General features: G+C 68.2%; 1 protein-coding gene. It reads right to left on the bottom strand.

Annotated elements, in window-relative coordinates; translation table 11 throughout:
• Positions 1-793: IS110 family RNA-guided transposase (locus AC3A6B_RS29830; protein ID WP_487840241.1), on the bottom strand; the 793-nt coding region annotated here is incomplete at both ends.

Below are 793 nucleotides of genomic sequence, written 5' to 3'. Positions count from 1 at the left end.
GGAGTGCTCTTCCACTCCGATCGGTACGCCCGCCCGTGCGCCACAAGCGCCCAGGCCGTGCGAGCCATCTTGTTGGCCAACGCCACCACCGCCACGTTGAGCGGCCGACGTCGCAGCAGCTCCTCGAGCCATGCAGGCCTGAGCCTCGCTTGCGTGATCACCGCTCGCGCGCCGTGGATGAGCAATGTCCGCAGGTAGGGGTCGCCGCGCTTGCTCAGGTGGCCGATGCGGGTCTTACCACCCGTGCCGCTGTGCGCAGGAACCAGCCCCAGGCTGGCGGCGAACTCTCGTCCCGAGCGCCAGCCGCTCGCATCTCCCAGCGTGGCAGCCAGCGCCGTCGCACCGAGCACGCCGATGCCGGGCACTTCGCGCAGCGTGCGCGCCGCATTGCCTTGGCGTTGCTGCTCTGCGATCTCCGCCTCGAGCTGATTGATGCTGCGCTCGACCCCCTTCAGTGTTTCGAGCTGCAGGTCGACCAGGCGGCGCATCAGCGGTGGCAGTTGGTCGTCGATCTCGGCGCGCCTGGCGCTCATCATCTTGAGCCCCGCCTTCTTGCCGCCTGGCAGTACGACACCGAACTCGTACAGCAAGCCTCTCAGCATGTTGATCGTGGCCGTGCGCACGCTCACCCAGTGCGAGCGCGTTCGGTGCAGCGACGTCACCGCCTGCTGCTCCACGGTCTTGATCGGTGCGCGACGAATGTCCGATTGCTGCGCCGCCAGCCAGATCGCGCGTGCATCGGCAGCGTCGTCCTTGTTGCTGCGCACAAACGCGCGCACCTGGCGCGCCGGCA

This window comes from Variovorax sp. Soil_C_33 (assembly GCF_057656935.1).
This window is presented reverse-complemented; position numbering and strand designations above follow the sequence as displayed.